Raw genomic sequence first — 16,602 nt, 5'->3', positions numbered from 1 at the left:
CTCGCCGATCCCGCTGAACCGATCAGACCGCACTGAGCCCGCCCGTACTGCTGTTGCTGCATTGATGACCACCTCCGTTGCCGTTTCCCCTTCGCTGCTTTCCGTTCACCTGCGGCTCATCGGCATGGCCGTGCTCTGGGGTGCTTCCTGGCCCATGGGCCGCGTGCTCGCCCAGACGATGCCGCCGCTGGCGGCCGCGGCGTGCCGTTTCCTCTTCGCGGGCGCGATCCTGATGTTGTGGCTGGCGCGCACCGGCCGGCTCGCGGCGCTGGCGGACTGGAGCGCCAGACGCTGGGGCGGCATGGTGCTGGCCGCCAGTTTCGGTGTCTTCGGCTACGCGACCTTCTTCATGAGCGGGCTGCGGCATGTGCCTGCTGGCAAGGGCGCGCTGGTGATCACGCTGAACCCGGTGATCACGCTGCTGCTGGCGGCGTGGATCTTCCACGAGCGCCTGAACAAGCGGATCGGACTGGGCATGGCGATGGCCGCGGTCGGCGCCGCCATCGTGATCACGAAGGGCGAGCCCTGGCATGTCCTCGACGGCCGCGTCGGGATCGGCGAAGTGCTATTGCTGGGATGTGTCGGCTGCTGGGTCGCCTACACCCTGATCGGGCGCAAGGTGATGGCCGGCGTCGATGCGCTGACGACCACCGCCGTCACTGCGGCGATCGGTGCCTTGATGCTGCTGGTGCTGACGCTGGCCGTCGACGGGACGGCGGGCGTCGCCGGCGTGCTGGCCGCGCCGCGCCACGCGTGGCTGTGCATGGCCGGCATCGTCGTCGGATCGACGGCGCTGGCCTACGCGTGGTACTTCGACGGCGTGAAGGCGCTGGGCGCCGGCGCGGCGGCCGGCTACATCACCTTGGTGCCGGTGTTCGGCGTGGTGTTCGCAGCGCTGGGGCTGGGCGAGGTCATCGACGCGTCGCTGCTCGTCGGCGGCACGATGGCCATCGCGGGCACGGCGTTGATGAACCTCGGCCGGCGCTGAGGCCGTCGTGTCTCCCGCGGGGGCTTACTTCCGGCCCGCGCCCACCAGCACGACGCCGCCCACGGCGATCGCGGCGATGCCGGCCCACAGCGGCACGTTGACGCGCTTGGTCTCCTCGACCTTCAGCTCGATCGGGCCGACCTTGGCGGCGGTGTTTTCCTTGGTGTACGAGAACCCGCCGTAGACCAGGCCCAGCACGCCCGCGACGATCAGGATCACCGCGATCAGTCGAATGCCACCCATGACGTCCTCCAGTATTTGCGATGTGATGTTGAGATGAGTCGCCCCGGCCGTCGCCTCGCATGCCGTACGGTGTCGGGGTGGCTCATTGAAGCGCTTCGCCGGGCGGACGCACGTAGGACGACGCCGCATCCGGCTGTCGGCCATCGCGGGTGGGCGCGATCAGGCGGCGAAGCGCGACGTTGGGGCCAGCCGAAGCCGACGCGGTGAGAATGCGGCGATGCGCTTCCTTCGAGTCCTCGTCGTCACGCGGCGTCATCCGTCCGCGATCCTGCTGCTCATGCAACTGCTCGGGCTGGTGCTGTACCCGCTGCTCGAAGGGAGCCGGTCGGCGCCTCTGGCGCTGGGTGCGTTCGGGATCGTGGTGCTGATCTTCACCACGCGCATGGTGCGCAGCACGCCGGGGCTGACCTGGCTGAGCGTGACGATCGCGCTGCCGGCGGTGGCGCTCCTGCTGCTGCAGGCGTTCTGGCACATGGAGCAGCTGCTGCCGTGGTCGTCGGCGCTGGAGGCGTTGTTCTACTTCTATGCGGCCGGGAGCCTGATCTCCTACATGATGAGCGACTGGCACGCGACGACGGACGAGCTCTATGCCGCGGGCGCGACCTTCACGCTGCTGGCGTGGGGATTCGCGCATGTGTTCGTGGTGGTGCAGTCGCTGCATCCGGGCAGCTTCGCGGCGGCGGTGGATCCGCAGTCGCCGCGCACGTGGACGGAGCTGATGTTCCTCAGCTTCGCGCTGCTGTCGAGCACCGGCATCGGCGACGTGATCCCCGTGAAGCCGCTGGCGCGTGCGATGACGACGATCGAGATGTTCGTCGGGGTCATGTACCTCGCCGCCGTCGTGTCGCGACTGATCGGGTTGACGCTGATCCAGCACCGGAAGCTGTCCGACTTGGATTGAGCGGCCGGGCCTCCGTACTGCCACGGCCGCTGGCCCTGCCTGAGCCCCTCTCCCGCAGTGCGGGAGAGGGGGCAAGACTTGCGATCGGTCAAGGTTGCGCGGCGTCTGTGCACGCATCGCGCGCGGCGGCGGACGCGCCGCCTATCGTCGCCGCCTTTCACAACGATCCACAGCGATCGGGGAGGCGGACATGCCAATGGAACTCTTCAACCGCGGCGGGCATCGCTGCCTGATGTTCAGCGACTTCGGGCACGGGGACGGGGTGCAGGCCAACCAGTTCCTGATCGTCGACGGCAGCACCGGCGCGGTGATCGATCCGGGCGGCAACCTGGCCTACAACGACCTGTACCTCGGGATGACGAGCTGCTTTCCGCCGCACCGGCTGTCGGCGATCCTGGCCTCGCATGCGGACCCGGACATCATCGCGTCGCTGGACCGGTGGATGACGGCGACGGCGGCCCCGGTCTACATCTCGACGATCTGGGAACGCTTCGTCCCGCACTTCTGCAAGCCGGGGAAAACGGCGGGCCGCGTGATCGGCATCCCGGACCGCGGCCTGCGCATCGCCGTCGGCGCGAGCGAACTCATCGCGCTGCCTGCGCATTTCATGCACTCGGAGGGCAACTTCCAGTTCTGGGACGCGACCAGCGGGATCCTGTTCTCCGGCGACCTGGGCGTGTCGATCGGCGTCGATCCCACGCAGCCGATCACGGCGCTGGCGCCGCACATCGCGTCGATGACGGCCTTCCACCGGCGCTACATGGTCAGCGGCAAGGTGCTCAAGCTGTGGGCGGAGATGGTGCGGCCGCTGCCGATCCGCATGATCGTGCCGCAACACGGCGCGCCGCTGGTCGGCGACGCCGTCGGGCAGTTCATCGACTGGGTGGGGACGATCAGCTGCGGGATCGATCTGGTCACGCAGCGCGATTACGCCATGCCGTGAGCGCGATGCCTTGAACGGGTGCCTTGAACGGGGTGCCTGGAGCGCAACGCCGCGGACGCGACGCTCAATGCTTCGTCGGCGGCTCGTCCCGCTTCAGCAGCTTGTCGACGCCGGTCGTGTCGACCACGCGGATGGTCAGGTCCTTGGCCCAGTTGAGCCCCTTCTTGGCGACATCCACCGCCTGGTTGGCCGCGTCGGCCGTGGTGCTGCGGACCTGCTCGGCGGAGGGCAGCTGCTGCTGCGTCCAGTCCGCCGTCTTGCGCGCGGCGTCCCAGGCCTGGGTGGCGGCGGTGGCCGTCGTGACGCGGACCTGGTCGGCGCTCGGCAGGCGCTGCTGCGTCCAGTCGGCGGTGTCGACCAGCACCGTGCGCACCTGTCCCGCGACCTGTCCGGCGGCGGCGCCGGCGAGCGTCACGGTCTGGTTCCAGCGCTTGGACAACTCGCCCGGCGGCGCGGTCGCGAGCAGGCGCACGACGGTGTCCAGCGACGCGGTCTCCTCCGGCGTCAGCGGGCCGCCCGCTTCGAGCATGCCGCGCATGAACACGCCGAGGTCCTTGGCGATCGCGGCATGGTTGCAGTCGGGGTTCAGATGGAGGAAGCCGGCGCCTTCGATGGCCATGGCCTCCAGCTCGCTGCCGCCCAGACGCGCCTCGACGGCGGCGACGGACTGCTCGACGAAGGCGCGGTTCAAGCCCCAGTCGGCGATCAGGTGGTCGATGAGGTACTGGCGTTCGGCGGGTTCGACGGCGCCGTCGACGGCGGCCAGGCGCAGCGACAGCGGCGCGATCAGGTCGAACAGCGCCAGGCCCAGCGTGTCCAGCGGCGTGTTGAGGTACTTGGGGATCTCGATGACGCGCTCGCCCTTGGTGGAGCTGAGCAGCCGGTACATGCCGTAGCAGGCGCCGCCGGAGGCGAGCGCGGCGAAGGCGACCCAGCCGATGGGCGTGGCCGACGCGCCGAGCAGCGACGCCACCATGCCCGTCTTGGCCACCGCCGCGCCGGCGCCCGCGGCGCCGAGCACGTCCCACACCTCGCGGCCGCGGTTGATCATGCGCAGCGAGGTGTAGGCCGCTTCGCCGATGGCGAGCCTGGCCTTGAAGCGCAGGGGATCGGCGACGACCTGGTCGACGCCCTTCAGCTCGGGCGGGGACAGCAGCAGGGGCGCGGGGGCAGGCATGGCGGGACACTCCAGTCGGATAGGGGGAGTCTAGCGAAGTGCCATGACCCCTCTCCGACGGCCCCGCGCCGCCCTGCCTCCCGACGTCCGGCCTACTGCTTCCCGTAGGCGTCGATCGCCTTCCTCGCCAGGAAGGACTGGTCGCTGAACAGGCCGTCCATGCCGAGCTTGAGGAAAGCCTCGATCTGGCCGGCGAGGTTGCCGATCGCCGTCGGATCGGCGCTGCTGTCGAAGTCGTCGGGCAGGAAGGCGTTCTCCGCGCGGAAGGTCCAGCCGTGGACGATGAGACCGGCGGCGTGCGCGTCCTTCACCAGCGTGGTGGGCGTGCCCAGGCGGCCGGCGACCAGCGGGATCATCAGGCTGGTGTTGGCGCCGATGCCCTGCGCATAGCTGGAGATCTCGGCGAGACCCGCGGGCTTGACGAGGTCCGCATAGGTGCGGGGATCGCCGCTCGCCGTGAAGTCGTAAGGCTGGCCCGATCCGTTGATCAGCTGCACCAGCGGCACGCGCGTCATGCGGTTCAGCTTGCGCAGGTTGCCGACCTCGAAGGACTGGATGAAGACCGCCGAGTCCGGGCTGCGGTAGCCGTACTTGTTGAGCGTGCGCACCAGCGGTTCCTCCAGCGGCTTGCCGATGCCGGCGAAGTAGGTCGGGTGCTTGGTTTCCGGATACACGCCGATCGGCTTGACCCTGGCGCCGTGATGACCGTGGCCGCGGCCGTCCTTGCCGGCCTTCCCGGCTTCTTCCTTGCGACGCTCGTTGGCCTGCGCCACCAGCTGCAGCACCTCCTCGAAGGTCGGCACCTCGAACATGTCGTTGAAGCGCGTGTTGGCCGGGCGGATCTGCGGGATGCGCTCGCGGGCGCGCAGCGTCTTGAGCTCGGCCAGCGTGAAGTCCTCGGTGAACCAGCCGGTGATCGCCACGCCGTCGATGGACTTCGTCGCCTTGCGGGACGCGAACTCGGGCCGCTCGGCGACGTCGGTCGTCGCCTCGCGCACCGAGCCGTCGGGATTCAGGATGGCGATGGCGTTCTCGTGGCGCGCGACCAGGACGCCGTCCTTGGTCAGCACGAGGTCGGGCTCGACATAGTCGGCGCCTTGCTCTATCGCCAGCCAGTAGGCGGCAAGCGTGTGTTCCGGGACGTAGCCGCTGGCGCCGCGATGCGCGATCAGGAGCGGTTCCTTGGCGCGCGGCGGCTGTTGGCCACCGTGGGCGCAGGCGGCCGTGACCAGCGAGGCGGCGGCCACGGTGGCGAGGACGGCAGTGCGAAGCAGTGTCATCGGGTGTCTCCTTCGGTTGGTGTCCCAAGCGTAGGGCCCACTGGATGAAGGTTTGATGATGACCCTGAGGGGCGCAGGTCCCCTGAAACAGGTCTTACACCGCGCCTGCCAGCGGCAGCACCTCGTCGCCTGCGGAGGCGCGGCAGTCGGCAGGAAGCGGCGTCCAACCCCGGCGGACGATGATCGTCGAGCCGGAGGCGCAGAACTCGACGCGTTGCGCGTCCGGCACGAGCCGGTGCGCGAAGGTTTCCAGCGCCGCCGGCGTCGAGACCCTCAGGCGCATGGCGTAGAGGTCGTCGATGGGGTGATCGTCGCTGTGGATCAGCGGCACGAACTGGGCCGCGAACATGACGGCATGCGACGGCACGGCGACCGGCGCGGGGTCGTAACCCAGGTCCTTCAACCAGCGCTGTGCCTGCCCGCGCGTCGGGATGTCGCCCTCGACAGGGACGCCGTCGACGGGGAGGACGCTCTGGACCGGCGCGGCCGCCGCGGCGTGCTCATCGCGCGGCGCCCACGCAAAGCCCATCAGCTCCGCTACCCACTGGTTGCAGTTCTGATACCGCGTGCTGAAGGCGTAGGCGCTGGCGCTGTAGCGTGGCGACAGCAGCGCGAGCGCGCGCCGGTTGTCGAGCGCGCTGGCGGCGAGCCGGGCCCCTTCGCGCTCGGGCAGCAGGACGATGGAGAGCCGGATGGGCTCGGTGCGACCGGCGCTCAGCAGGAAGCCGGCGAGACCCTGGTCGTAGAGCTTCGCCTGGGATTCGTCGCAGGCGTAATAGAGCTGCCGCACCGACCACGGACTGTTGCGGCTGTCCTTCAGCGCGATGCCGCTGTGGGAGTACTGCAGGTGGAAGCGACTCAGGTCCGTGCCGGAGCGCGAGACCAGCGCGGCCGAGGCGCCGCTGGCTTCCAACGCCCGCCGGGCGATCGCAACGACCTGGAGCTGGCGGTCCTGCTCGGTGGCGCTGACTTCGCCGCCGCGATCGCAGAAGGTCGCGGCCTGGGCGGTCGATGCTGCCGTCGATGCGGCGGTGAGCGCCGCCATCGCGACCAGGGCCCGCGTGCGGGGCCCCCTCGGCATCACAAGGTCACCGGATGCGATTCGAGCTCACGGTGCCAGTCGTCGTGCAGCGCGAGCAGGAAGGCCTGCTTGTTCTCGGCACGGGCGAACTCGTAGCCGTAGTCGCGCTTCTGCGCCAGCACGTGGTCACCGACGCGCAGCGGCTGGCCGGCGACGGCCTGCTTGGGCACGTAGAGGAAGAACTCGGTGCCGCCTTCGGCGCGGACCGGCTGGAGGCGCAGGCGCTGCGTGTCGGCGCGGCCGGCGGCGTCCTCGACGGCGAGGACCTTGTACTCGCCCTCGGCGACCTTGCGGTCCTTGCTGGAGCTGTCGCTGGACTGGCCGATCGAGTCGGACAGCTGACGCGAAGAGACCGAGCCGGCGCTGGAGGCGGAGGTCAGGATGCTGTCGGCATGCGCCGGCAGCGCAGCGGCGCCCATCAGCGCGGCGATCGCAGCGGCGGTGGACACGAAGGAAAGGCGGGAAGCAAGGGAAGAACTGTGGCGCATAAAACCGTCCATGAGCTGGTCAGTCCGGCTGCGGAACGGCGGCCGGACGGCGCAAGCATAGGGGATGCAATGACACGTTCAGGTGTCGGTGTGTGCGCAGGTCGCGAAGGTCTCGCGAACGCCCTTGATCTGTTCGTTCATCACTTTTTGATCGACCGGCTTCTGCAACTCGTCATCGGCGTGCGTTTCCGATTCCTTCAACACGGCACTCATCTCGCTCATCTTTTCGATCTGCGAAGTCATCGCCAATGACCAGCAGTTTCGGCAGACGGCGCGATGCAATCACTCCCTCGGAAGAGCGCTTCGATGGGGGATACACCTGTGAGTAGGTCATTCCCTCGACGAATGCAGATTGATGGGATGGGTGTTCGCGGGGTCAGGCGTTGCCTGCCCCGCTGGTCTCACGACAACACCCTCCGCGGAGGGCTCAGTTGAGCTCCCCCGCAGGCACGACGGGCAGCACGAGGCTCGACGGCCGCAGCGGGCCGGCGTGGATCGTCGTCACGTTGCCGTTGGCCTGCTGCTGCAGCGGCGTGGGCCAGATGCCCTGCGCCTGGTTGCTCGCGCTGACCGCGATGCGCAGCCGGTGCCCCGCGCGGACCAGCGCCGCGACCGGGAAGACCTCCACCGGCACCAGCATCGGCTCGTTGGCCACCACCGGCAGCGCCGCGCCCGCCGTGAACGGATGCCAGGGCTGGATCATCGTGCCGTTGACGAAGCGCGAGCGGCTCGTGTCCACCGCGCGGTGCGCCGCGGACATCAGGCCGTGCGTCAGCGGCTTCACCGCGCCGGTGGACGGATCCACGTCGTCGATGCGCACCGACAGCGCCGCCTGCGGGCGCGAGGCCGAGATCCACAGGTCCGCCTGGATCGGTCCGTTCAGGTAGAGGTCCTGCGCCAGCGGCGCGGTCTCGTAAACGGCCGCGCCCTGCAGCGATTCCACGCGCGCGCTGTCCGAGTAGCACGGCTTGGGCAGCAGCCCCGCCAGACCGAGCGTCCATTGCACCTGGCTCGCCGAGCAGTCGCTGTGATCGCGGATCTGCACGCCCGCCGTGAAGATCGTGCCCAGCACCGTGCCGCGCGTGGCCGTCGGCGCGGGCGGCTCCGAGATCGTCCTGCCGGCCTCGGTGGCCGGGATGCGTGAGGTCAGACTGCCGTCCGGCTGCAGGTACCAGCGTTGCGGCGCCATCCTCGGATGCGGCCAGTCGCTCGCCGTCGCGAAGCGCGGCGTGCCGCCGCTGCCGTAGCCGTCGACGAATTGCGTCACCGTCGGCAGCGTGTCGGCTCCGGCCGCGCGTCCCTTCAGGTACTGGTCGAACCACTGCAGCAGCAGCGAGGTCGTGCTCGGCGGTCCGTACGACGGCGCGCCGCCGAAGCCGGCAATGCCGCCCTGCACCGACTGCAGGTGCGAGCCCGGCAGGATCGCGAGCTTGGCGGTCACGTTGCGCTTGAGCTGCTCGTACAGCAGCGGCTGGTCGCGCTGGAAGATGTCCAGCGACGCGCCGACGATGAAGGTCGGCACGCGGATCCGGCCGGCGCTCTCGACCGGCGAACGGCCCGCCCAGAACGAGCCGTCGTCTGTCGCGATGCCGCTCGCGTTGCCGACGAAGCCGTCGAAGGTCGGTGCGTACCAGGTGTCTATCGCCGCGACGTGATCGCCGGTGGCAGCGTTGATCTGGCTCGCGAACCAGGGATTGAGCAGCAGCTCCGGTGCGTTGGCCACGCTCAGCGACTGCGTCAGCGGCAGCCAGGTGCTGAGGAACTGCGCGTTGAACAGGCCGCCCGTCGCCGCGACGCCGCGGTAGGCGTCGCCCATGGGCACCGTCGCGAACGCGGCTTTGATCGCCGGATGCTGCTGCCCCGCCGTCAGCAGCGAGCTGATGCCGAGATAGGACGTCCCCGCCACGCCGATGCTGCCGTTGAAGAAGGACTGACGCGTCACCCAGTCGACGGCCTCGCGGTAGGCCTGCTGCTCGTCGGGGCCGATCAGCTGCGTGACGCCGCCGCTCATGCCGGTGCCGTGGGCGTCGATGGCGACCGTGACGTAGCCGCGGCGCACCATGAACTGGTCGAGTCCGCCGATCAGCAGCGTGTTGCCGCCGGCCGGCGTGAACACGCCGAGGAACTGGCCGACGTCGATCCGGTAGGCCGTCTGCGTCAACACCACCGGATACCGCCCGGACTTCGGGAAGCCCAGGAAGTCCGCCGGCATGGACACCAGCACCGCCAGCTGCTTGCCCGACGACAGCCGGATGAACTGCAGCGGCAGCGTGACCGCGCGGGGATGGTCGGGACCTCGCGTGTAGCCCGTGGATGGCCAGGTGGCGCCGGCATTGGCGGTGACGGCCGGATTGGGCGCGGCGAGCGTGCCGCGCGTGCCGAGTGTGGTGGTCTGAGGGCTGGGCTGCGGGGCCATCTGCGCGAAGGCGCCGAGCGCCGTGCCGGCGGCCAGGGCCACGATCAACTCGCGGCAGCGCGCACGGCTGCGCGCACGCCAGTGGCGGACCGAACCGCGCTGCGTCGGGAAGGCCAGGGTCATGTCTTGTCTCCAGGTCCCGAGGGTCGGGTGGTCGCTGAGCGACTCTGTGGGGCATGAGGCGCCGACTATGCCAGGAGCGCGGAGGAAGTCACGACCCGCCGCGTCGGCGGTGTCGGGTTTCCCGGCGTGCACGCCGCTGTAGGTCAAGCCCCTACAGCAGCAACGGCAGGCGGCGTTCATCGCGAGTGGCAGCCGCTGGATGGCGGCGGCGCCCCCCGGCGGCGACCATGACGTCCATGAACATCGCCGTCATCGAAGACAACGTTCCCGTCCGTCAGCTCCTGGTCCGTCGCGCCCAGAAGATCGGCGGCATCACGGTCGTCGCGCAGGCCTCCGGCGAGGACGAGGCCGTCGACGCCGTCATGGCCACCACGCCCGACGTCGTGCTGCTCGATCTGAACCTGGCGCAGGGCACCGGCCTGTCGGTGCTGTCCCGCCTGCGCGGCCAGGACTACGCGGGCCGCGTCTTCGTGCTCAGCGCCGAAGACGCCGCCACCCATGCCGCGCCGTGCCGCCGCAGCGGCGCCGACGCCTTCTACGACAAGGCCTTCGACTTCGAGCAGCTGCTCGCCGACCTGCACGAGCTGTGCCAGCGCGAAGCCGCGAACGTGCCGCTGAACGCCCCGTTGAATGTGCCGTTGATCGCTGGTCCCCGCGCCGTCGTCAACGGCTGAGCGTCCGATCCACGAACCGGCACCCACAGACCGGCACGATCGTTTCCACCGACCTGGGAGTACCCGCCATGAAGCACCTGATGACACTGCCCCGGCTGCCGTTCACGCGGCCGACCCTGTCGTGGGTGCCGCGCGGTCCCATGGCTTCCTGGCTCATGATCGGCAACCTGCTGGTGGTCGTCGCGCTGGCCGCGATGACCGCGCTCAGCCTGTGGAACCATCGCCAGACGGAGACCGACCGGGCCCGCGACGTGGTCGAGAACCTGGCGCAGAACATCGCCGTCGAGGTCGGCGCCGAGCTGCGCAACACCGACAACGCGCTGGCCACGATCGCGCTGCGGTTCCGCAGCGCTCCCCGATCCGCCGACCAGAGCGCGATGGTCGCGCGCCTGATCGAGGAACAGCGCGGCCTGCTGCCGCAGATCGTCGCGCTGCGCGTGGCCGACATCCACGGCACCGTGACGACGGGCCTGATGCCCGGCGAGCGTCCTTTCAACGTCGGCGACCGCGCCTACTTCGCACAGGCGCGCAACACCGACGCGATGGTCATCTCCGAACCGATGAACAGCCGCGCTCAGAACCACTGGTGCATCATCCTGGCGCGCCGCCTGATCGACCACGACGGCAACTTCGACGGCATCGTCTACGCCGTGGTCACCGCCCAGCACTTCGTGGACCGCTTCAGCGGCGTCGCGCTGGGCCCCTCGGGGGCGGTGTCGCTGCGGTCGGAGGGCATGAACCTCGTGGCGCGCTACTCCGCCAGCGAGCCGGCCTCCACCAAGGGATTCGGCACGAAGTCGCTGTCCGAGCACGCGCTGCGCTCGCTGGCGCAGAACCGCGAGCGCGGCGTCTACATCACGCCGACGGCGATCGACCGCGTCGAGCGCATCACCGCCTTCCGGAAGGTGCCGGGGTATTCGATGACGCTGTTCACCGGCATGAGCAGCAACTACTTCCTGGCGGGCTGGCGCACCCAGGTCGTGCAGCAGTCGCTGCTGGCGGCGCTGGTGGCCCTGGCCGTGGCGGCCGCCTCGGCGCTGATCCACCGCATCCACCGCCGCGAGCGCCGCGCCAAGGACGCGCTGCAGCAGCTGGCCCGCGAGCAGGACGCGATGCTGCGCAACGACCTGATCGGCATGGTCCGCATCCGCGACAGCCACGCGCTGTGGGGCAATCCGGCGATGGAACGCATGTTCGGCGCCGTGCCCGGCGGCATGGTCGGCACGCCGGCGCAGACGCTGTTCCTCAGCCCTCAGGAGCACGCCCGCATCCGCGAGGCCAGCCTGGCGACCATGCGCTCCGGCGGCCGCTTCCACGCGCAGCTGCGCATGCGTCGGCTGGACGGCACCGAGTTCTGGGTCGACCTGCACGGCACGGTGCTGTCGGAGAGCGAATCGATGTGGATGCTGGTGGACATCGACAGCCTGAAGCGCAGCGAGGAACAGGCGCAGCACCTGGCGCTGCGTGATGTGCTGACCGGGCTGCCGAACCGGCGGCTGTTCGAGGAGAAGGTCGGCGACACCATCAACGGCGCGCGCCGCACCGGCCGCGGTTTCGCGGTCTGCTACCTGGACCTGGACGGCTTCAAGGCGATCAACGACCAGCACGGTCACGAGGCCGGCGACGAAGTGCTGACCGAGGTCGCGCAGCGCCTGCAGGCCCTGGTGCGCAGCAACGACGTGGTGGCGCGCCTGGGCGGCGACGAGTTCGCGATCCTGCTCTCCGGCGCCACCCGGCCCGAGGACGTCGAGCAGATGCTGCAGCGCTGCCTGTTCTCGATCCAGCGCCGCATCACGCTGGACAGCGGCGAGAAGGTCTCGGTCGGCGCCAGCATCGGCGCGGTGATCGGCGGCGGTGGCGATGGCTGCCGCGAGCTGCTGCATGCGGCCGACGAGGCGATGTACGCGGTCAAGCGCTCCGGCAAGGGCCAGATCCAGATCGCCGGGCACGTGCACTCCGAGTGGGCCGTGGCGGCCTGACGCCTGACGCCTGACGCCTGACGCCTGACGCCGGATGATTCCCTCTCCCGCGGTGCGGGAGAGGGGAAGAGGAAAGAGGGGAAGAGGGGGCATCTCCCGCTGGAAAGCGCCGCTGCAAAGCCGCATCATGGCAACTCCTTTGGCAAAGGGGGAGGCAAGATGAACTTCGCAAGTTGGCGTTTGTCCACGCAGTTGACCGTGTCCTTCATGGCGCTGGTGGCGCTGTGCGCGCTGGTCGGCGGCATGGGGCTGCTGCAGTTGAACCGCGTGCACGACAGCACGACCGAGATCGCCGAGGACTGGCTGCCCAGCATCCAGAACATGGCGGCGATCCGGATCAAGGCCAACCAGATCCGGCGGATGGAGCCGGATCATCTGCTGTCCGAGGACAGGCAGGAGATGGCCCAGATCGAGCGCAACATCTCGAATGCCCGCCAGGAACTGGCCGCGGCGGAGAAGGCCTATCAGCCCTACATCACCAACGACGAGGAACGCCGGCTCTACGCCGAGGTGATCGCCGCGCGCGACGCCTACTTCGCGGCCCAGGAGCGGCTGCTGCATCTTTCGCGCGGCGACGCCACGAATGCCGAGGCGAAGGCCTTCTTCCGCGCGGACTCGCGCAACAGCTTCAACACCTGGGTCAAGGCGATCGAGCGCAGCGCCGACTACAACGCCGCCGGCAGCGACCAGTCGCGGCTGGACGCCCAGAAGAGCTATGCCGCCGGGCGCGGCTGGAGCCTCTCGCTGACGGTGGTGTCGGTGGGGGTGGCCGTGGGGTTGGCCCTGCTGCTGCTGGCGCACGTGCGGCGCCAGCTCGGCGGCGATCCGGCGGAGGCGGCCCGGCTGGTACGGCAGGTCGCGGAGGGCGACCTCAGCGGCGAGATCCGGGTGCGTCCGGGCGACGACCGCAGCCTGATCGCGGCGCTCAAGGCGATGCAGGTCAGCCTGCGGCAGGTGGTCGGCGGCGTGCGCGAGGGCAGCGAGTCGGTGGCCAGCGCCAGCGGGCAGATCGCGATGGGCAACCACGACCTGAGCCAGCGCACCGAGGAGCAGGCCAGCGCGCTGGAAGAGACCGCAGCGACGATGACCGAGCTCGGGGAGACGGTGCTGCAGACCTCGGAGAACGCGCAGCAGGCGGACCGGCTGGCGCGTTCCGCCAGCGAGGTGGCGCAGCGCGGCGGCGCGGTGGTGACGCAGTTCGTCGAGACCATGCGCGGCATCGAGGAGAGCAGCCGGCGCATCGCCGACATCATCGGGACCATCGACGGGATCGCGTTCCAGACCAACATCCTCGCCTTGAATGCGGCCGTCGAGGCGGCGCGGGCGGGCGAGCACGGCAAGGGCTTCGCGGTGGTGGCGTCGGAGGTCCGCGCGCTGGCGGGGCGCAGCGCGGAGGCCGCCCGGGAGATCAAGCTGCTGATCGCCGCGAGCGTCGAACGCGTGGAGCAGGGCACGGGGCAGGTGGAGCAGGCCGGCGCCACGATGTCGGAGATCGTGGCGGCGATCGGTCGGGTGACCGATGTCGTGGGCGAGATCAGCAGCGCGACGCGCGAGCAGTCGCAGGGCGTGAACCAGGTCGGCGAGGCGGTCAACCAGATGGACCAGGTGACGCAGCAGAACGCCGCGCTGGTCGAGGAATCCGCCGCCGCCGCGGAGAGCCTGCGTCAGCAGGCGCAGGCGCTCGTCGCGTCGGTGGCACGATTCCGGCTCGGGTAACACCCGTCCGCTCGGTCGGACTCCCTCTCCGGCACTGCGGGAGGAGGCGGGGGGGAGGGCCAGCGGCGGTGGCGGTACGGCAGCCCTGACGTCTCAGACCTTGGCGACGCGCGGTCCGTGACGCAGCGTGAGCAGTGTGCCCAGCGTGATCGCCGCCGCGGCGAAGGCCGGTCCGCCGAGCGCGCCGATGTGGTCGACCAGCATGCCGCCGCCGATGGCGCCGCTGGCGATGGCGATCTGGAAGGCGGCGACGAGCAGCCCGCCCGCGCCCTCGGCCTGGTCCGGCGCGGCGCGCACGATCCAGGTCTGGAAGCCGACCGGGAAGGCGCCGAAGGCGAAGCCCCACAGCACGACCGCGACCGCGGTGACCCAGGCCGAGCTGCCCGCCATCAGCAGCGCGGCCGCAAGGACGACGATGAGCGATCCGCCCGCGACGATGGCGCGGCGCTCGCTGCGCTCGGCCAGGAAGCCGCCGACGAGGTTGCCGAAGAAGCCGCCGATGCCGTAGCCGAGCAGCACCGCCGAGATCATCGAGACCGGCAGGTGGGTGATGTTTTCCATCAGCGGCCGGATGTAGGTGAAGCCGGCGAAGTGACCGGAGATGACGAGCAGCACCGCCAGCAGCGCGACGCGCACGCCGGGGCGGGTGAGCAGTTCGCCGAGGACGCGCAGGTTGGGGTTGTCCTTGGGCGGCAGCCTGGGCAGGGTCAGGAGTTGCGCCGCCAGCGTGACGAGGCTGAGCACGCCCGCCGCGACGAAGGCGCTGCGCCAGCCCCACATCTCGCCCATCCAGGCGCCGATGGGCGCGGCGCAGACGGTCGCGACCGAGACGCCGGCCAGGATGACCGACATCGCGCGCGCGAACAGGTGCATGGGCACGAGTCGCATCGCCAGCGCCGCGGCCATGGACCAGAAGCCGCCCAGCGCGACACCCAGGATGACGCGCGCCGCGAGCAGCACGCCCAGGCTGGAGGCGGTGACCGCCATGACGTTGGACAGCACCAGCAGCAGCGTCAGCGCGATGAGGACGAGGCGCCGGTCGAAGCGTTTCGTCAGCAGCGGGACGGACGGCGCGGCGACGGCGCCGACCAGCGCGGTCGCCGTGACCGTCTGGCCGGCGGCGCCGGCGCTGATGTTCAGGTCGGCGGCCATCGCGGTGAGCAGGCTCGCGGGCAGGAACTCCGCCGTCACGAGACCGAAGACCCCCACCGTGAGCGACGCGATCGCCGCCCAGTGGGCGGGTTCCTCCGCCGCGGGGGAAGAGGCAGTGGGGGAGGTGGCAGTGGGGGAGGTGGCGGTGGGGGAGGTGGCGCCAGCGACAAGGGGGGCGGCCGGAGGGGCGGTGCGGGAGGGAGACACGGCGGAGAAGAGGGGACAGTGGGTATGGCCTTCAGCTTATGGGTAGGATCCAGGCGTTTCCATGCCGGAATAGCCGAAATGCTTGACGATTCCTCCAGGGCGCCCACGGAGCCCTTGCCGCCGACACCGCTGAAGCCTGCGGACCTGCTGACGCAGATCCTGCTGGGGCTGCGGCTGGAAGGCGTCGAGTACGGCCGCTGCCTGATGCGTGCGCCCTGGGCCATCGCCTTCCCGGCGCGCAAGGAGGCGCGCTTCCACTTCCTGGCGCGCGGCACCGCGTGGCTGAAGACGCCGGGCAGCGATTGGGTCCGGCTCGATGCCGGCGATGCGGTCCTGCTGCCGCGCGGCAGCGCGCATGTGCTGGCGAGCGCGCCGGACCTGCCTGCGGTCGAGATCGACGCGATCGCGCGTCGCACGGTGGCGGAGGACATCTACCTCGTCGGCGCCGAAGCCGTGGCGATGGCAGGCGCCATGACGGCGGCGGGCGCCGATGCGCCCGCGGAGACCGCTCCGGCGGAGGAGTCGCCCGACGTCATGTTCTGCGGCGCGATGCGCTTCAACCTGGACCCGCTGCACCCCTTGCTGGCGATGATGCCGGACGCGATGCGGGCCAACGATCTGGCGCGCCGCGACCCGACGGTGCCGACGCTGCTGGAGGCGATGGAGCGAGAGGTGGCGCTGGACCGCATCGGCGCCTGCGGCATCCTGTCGCGGCTGGCCGACGTGCTGGCGGCCAGCATCATCCGCGCGTGGGTGGAATGCGCCTGCAACGACGCCAGCGGCTGGATCGCCGCGGTGCAGTGCCCGGGCATCGGCAAGGTCATCGCCGCGATCCACAACGAGCCCGAGCGCGACTGGAGCGTGCCCGAGCTGGCCGGCCTGATGGGCGCGTCGCGCTCCCGCTTCGCCGAGGCGTTCACGAAGACGGTCGGCGAGAGCCCGGCCAAGTACGTGGCCAAGGTCAAGATGTTCCAGGCCCGCCGCTGGATCGCGCACGAGGGCATGCGCGTCGCGGTCGCGGCGGACCGGCTGGGTTACGACTCCGAGGCCTCGTTCAGCCGCGCGTTCAAGCGCATCGTGGGGCAACCGCCCGGCGCGCTGCGCCGCTCGGCCGCGCGCCCCCCGGGTTGATCCGCGGCGCCACGCGCCTCGCGCCGTTCGCGGGCCGACGCGGGCGGCAGAGGTCGTACGACCCGGGCTAACCCGGAGTCGGCGGGCTTTACACCCCTGTGTC

General features: G+C 70.3%; 15 protein-coding genes. 7 read left to right on the top strand and 8 right to left on the bottom strand.

Going from position 1 to position 16,602, the window contains the following annotated elements:
• Positions 1–64 precede the first annotated feature (64 nt).
• Positions 65–988 carry a DMT family transporter gene (locus PV762_RS17380; RefSeq protein WP_421036257.1) on the top strand — a complete coding sequence of 308 codons (924 nt, stop codon included), beginning with the start codon at positions 65–67 and terminating at the stop codon, positions 986–988.
• A gap of 24 nt (positions 989–1,012) precedes the next feature.
• Here the strand turns inward: PV762_RS17380 and PV762_RS17375 are convergent, their stop codons facing one another.
• Positions 1,013–1,231: a hypothetical protein gene (locus PV762_RS17375; RefSeq protein WP_088409127.1), complete on the bottom strand. Its 219-nt coding sequence runs from the start codon at positions 1,229–1,231 to the stop codon at positions 1,013–1,015.
• Between the two features lie 217 nt (positions 1,232–1,448).
• Here PV762_RS17375 and PV762_RS17370 point away from each other — a divergent pair, with 217 nt between their 5' ends.
• Both PV762_RS17370 and PV762_RS17365 read left to right on the top strand, forming a co-directional pair.
• Positions 1,449–2,132, top strand: a complete 684-nt coding sequence (locus PV762_RS17370; protein WP_421036256.1) for an ion channel — start codon at positions 1,449–1,451, stop codon at positions 2,130–2,132.
• A 190-nt stretch (positions 2,133–2,322) separates the two neighbouring features.
• Positions 2,323–3,075, top strand: a complete 753-nt coding sequence (locus tag PV762_RS17365; RefSeq protein ID WP_421036255.1) for an MBL fold metallo-hydrolase — start codon at positions 2,323–2,325, stop codon at positions 3,073–3,075.
• A gap of 64 nt (positions 3,076–3,139) precedes the next feature.
• Here the strand turns inward: PV762_RS17365 and PV762_RS17360 are convergent, their stop codons facing one another.
• The 6 genes from PV762_RS17360 to PV762_RS17335 all read right to left on the bottom strand — a co-directional run bounded on the left by PV762_RS17360 (position 3,140) and on the right by PV762_RS17335 (position 9,640).
• Entirely contained in the window at positions 3,140–4,252 is a 1,113-nt protein-coding gene (locus PV762_RS17360) for a hypothetical protein (protein WP_421036254.1), read from the bottom strand.
• A 92-nt stretch (positions 4,253–4,344) separates the two neighbouring features.
• Positions 4,345–5,532 (bottom strand): glycerophosphodiester phosphodiesterase, encoded by a 1,188-nt coding sequence (locus PV762_RS17355; RefSeq protein ID WP_421036253.1) that lies wholly within the window; start codon positions 5,530–5,532, stop codon positions 4,345–4,347.
• Between the two features lie 94 nt (positions 5,533–5,626).
• A complete protein-coding gene (locus PV762_RS17350) occupies positions 5,627–6,613 on the bottom strand; it encodes a DUF2145 domain-containing protein (protein WP_421036252.1) in 987 nt (328 codons plus the stop codon).
• Positions 6,613–7,062 carry a hypothetical protein gene (locus PV762_RS17345; RefSeq protein ID WP_421036251.1) on the bottom strand — a complete coding sequence of 150 codons (450 nt, stop codon included), beginning with the start codon at positions 7,060–7,062 and terminating at the stop codon, positions 6,613–6,615. Before PV762_RS17345 ends, PV762_RS17350 begins: the two co-directional genes overlap by 1 nt.
• A gap of 117 nt (positions 7,063–7,179) precedes the next feature.
• Positions 7,180–7,344 (bottom strand): hypothetical protein, encoded by a 165-nt coding sequence (locus tag PV762_RS17340; RefSeq protein ID WP_421036250.1) that lies wholly within the window; start codon positions 7,342–7,344, stop codon positions 7,180–7,182.
• Positions 7,345–7,528: 184 nt separating this feature from the next.
• Positions 7,529–9,640: a CocE/NonD family hydrolase gene (locus PV762_RS17335; protein ID WP_421036249.1), complete on the bottom strand. Its 2,112-nt coding sequence runs from the start codon at positions 9,638–9,640 to the stop codon at positions 7,529–7,531.
• Positions 9,641–9,867: 227 nt separating this feature from the next.
• Here PV762_RS17335 and PV762_RS17330 point away from each other — a divergent pair, with 227 nt between their 5' ends.
• The 3 genes from PV762_RS17330 (at position 9,868) to PV762_RS17320 (ending at position 14,009) form a co-directional block, all read left to right on the top strand.
• A complete protein-coding gene (locus PV762_RS17330; protein ID WP_421036248.1) occupies positions 9,868–10,314 on the top strand; it encodes a response regulator in 447 nt (148 codons plus the stop codon).
• A gap of 68 nt (positions 10,315–10,382) precedes the next feature.
• Entirely contained in the window at positions 10,383–12,293 is a 1,911-nt protein-coding gene (locus tag PV762_RS17325; RefSeq protein ID WP_421036247.1) for a diguanylate cyclase, read from the top strand.
• 159 nt (positions 12,294–12,452) lie between these two features.
• Complete coding sequence (locus PV762_RS17320; RefSeq protein WP_421036246.1) at positions 12,453–14,009, top strand: methyl-accepting chemotaxis protein; 1,557 nt, start codon at positions 12,453–12,455, stop codon at positions 14,007–14,009.
• A gap of 93 nt (positions 14,010–14,102) precedes the next feature.
• On the opposite strand, the gene PV762_RS17315 is transcribed toward PV762_RS17320, so the two are convergent.
• Complete coding sequence (locus PV762_RS17315; protein WP_421036245.1) at positions 14,103–15,368, bottom strand: MFS transporter; 1,266 nt, start codon at positions 15,366–15,368, stop codon at positions 14,103–14,105.
• Between the two features lie 78 nt (positions 15,369–15,446).
• Here PV762_RS17315 and PV762_RS17310 point away from each other — a divergent pair, with 78 nt between their 5' ends.
• Positions 15,447–16,499 carry an AraC family transcriptional regulator gene (locus tag PV762_RS17310; protein ID WP_421036244.1) on the top strand — a complete coding sequence of 351 codons (1,053 nt, stop codon included), beginning with the start codon at positions 15,447–15,449 and terminating at the stop codon, positions 16,497–16,499.
• The last annotated feature ends 103 nt before the right edge of the window (positions 16,500–16,602 follow it).

The organism is Mitsuaria sp. CC2 (genome assembly GCF_048957715.1).
Lineage (GTDB): Bacteria > Pseudomonadota > Gammaproteobacteria > Burkholderiales > Burkholderiaceae_C > Roseateles.
Note: the sequence above shows the minus strand (reverse complement) of the source record. Positions and strands in the feature narration are given on the sequence as shown.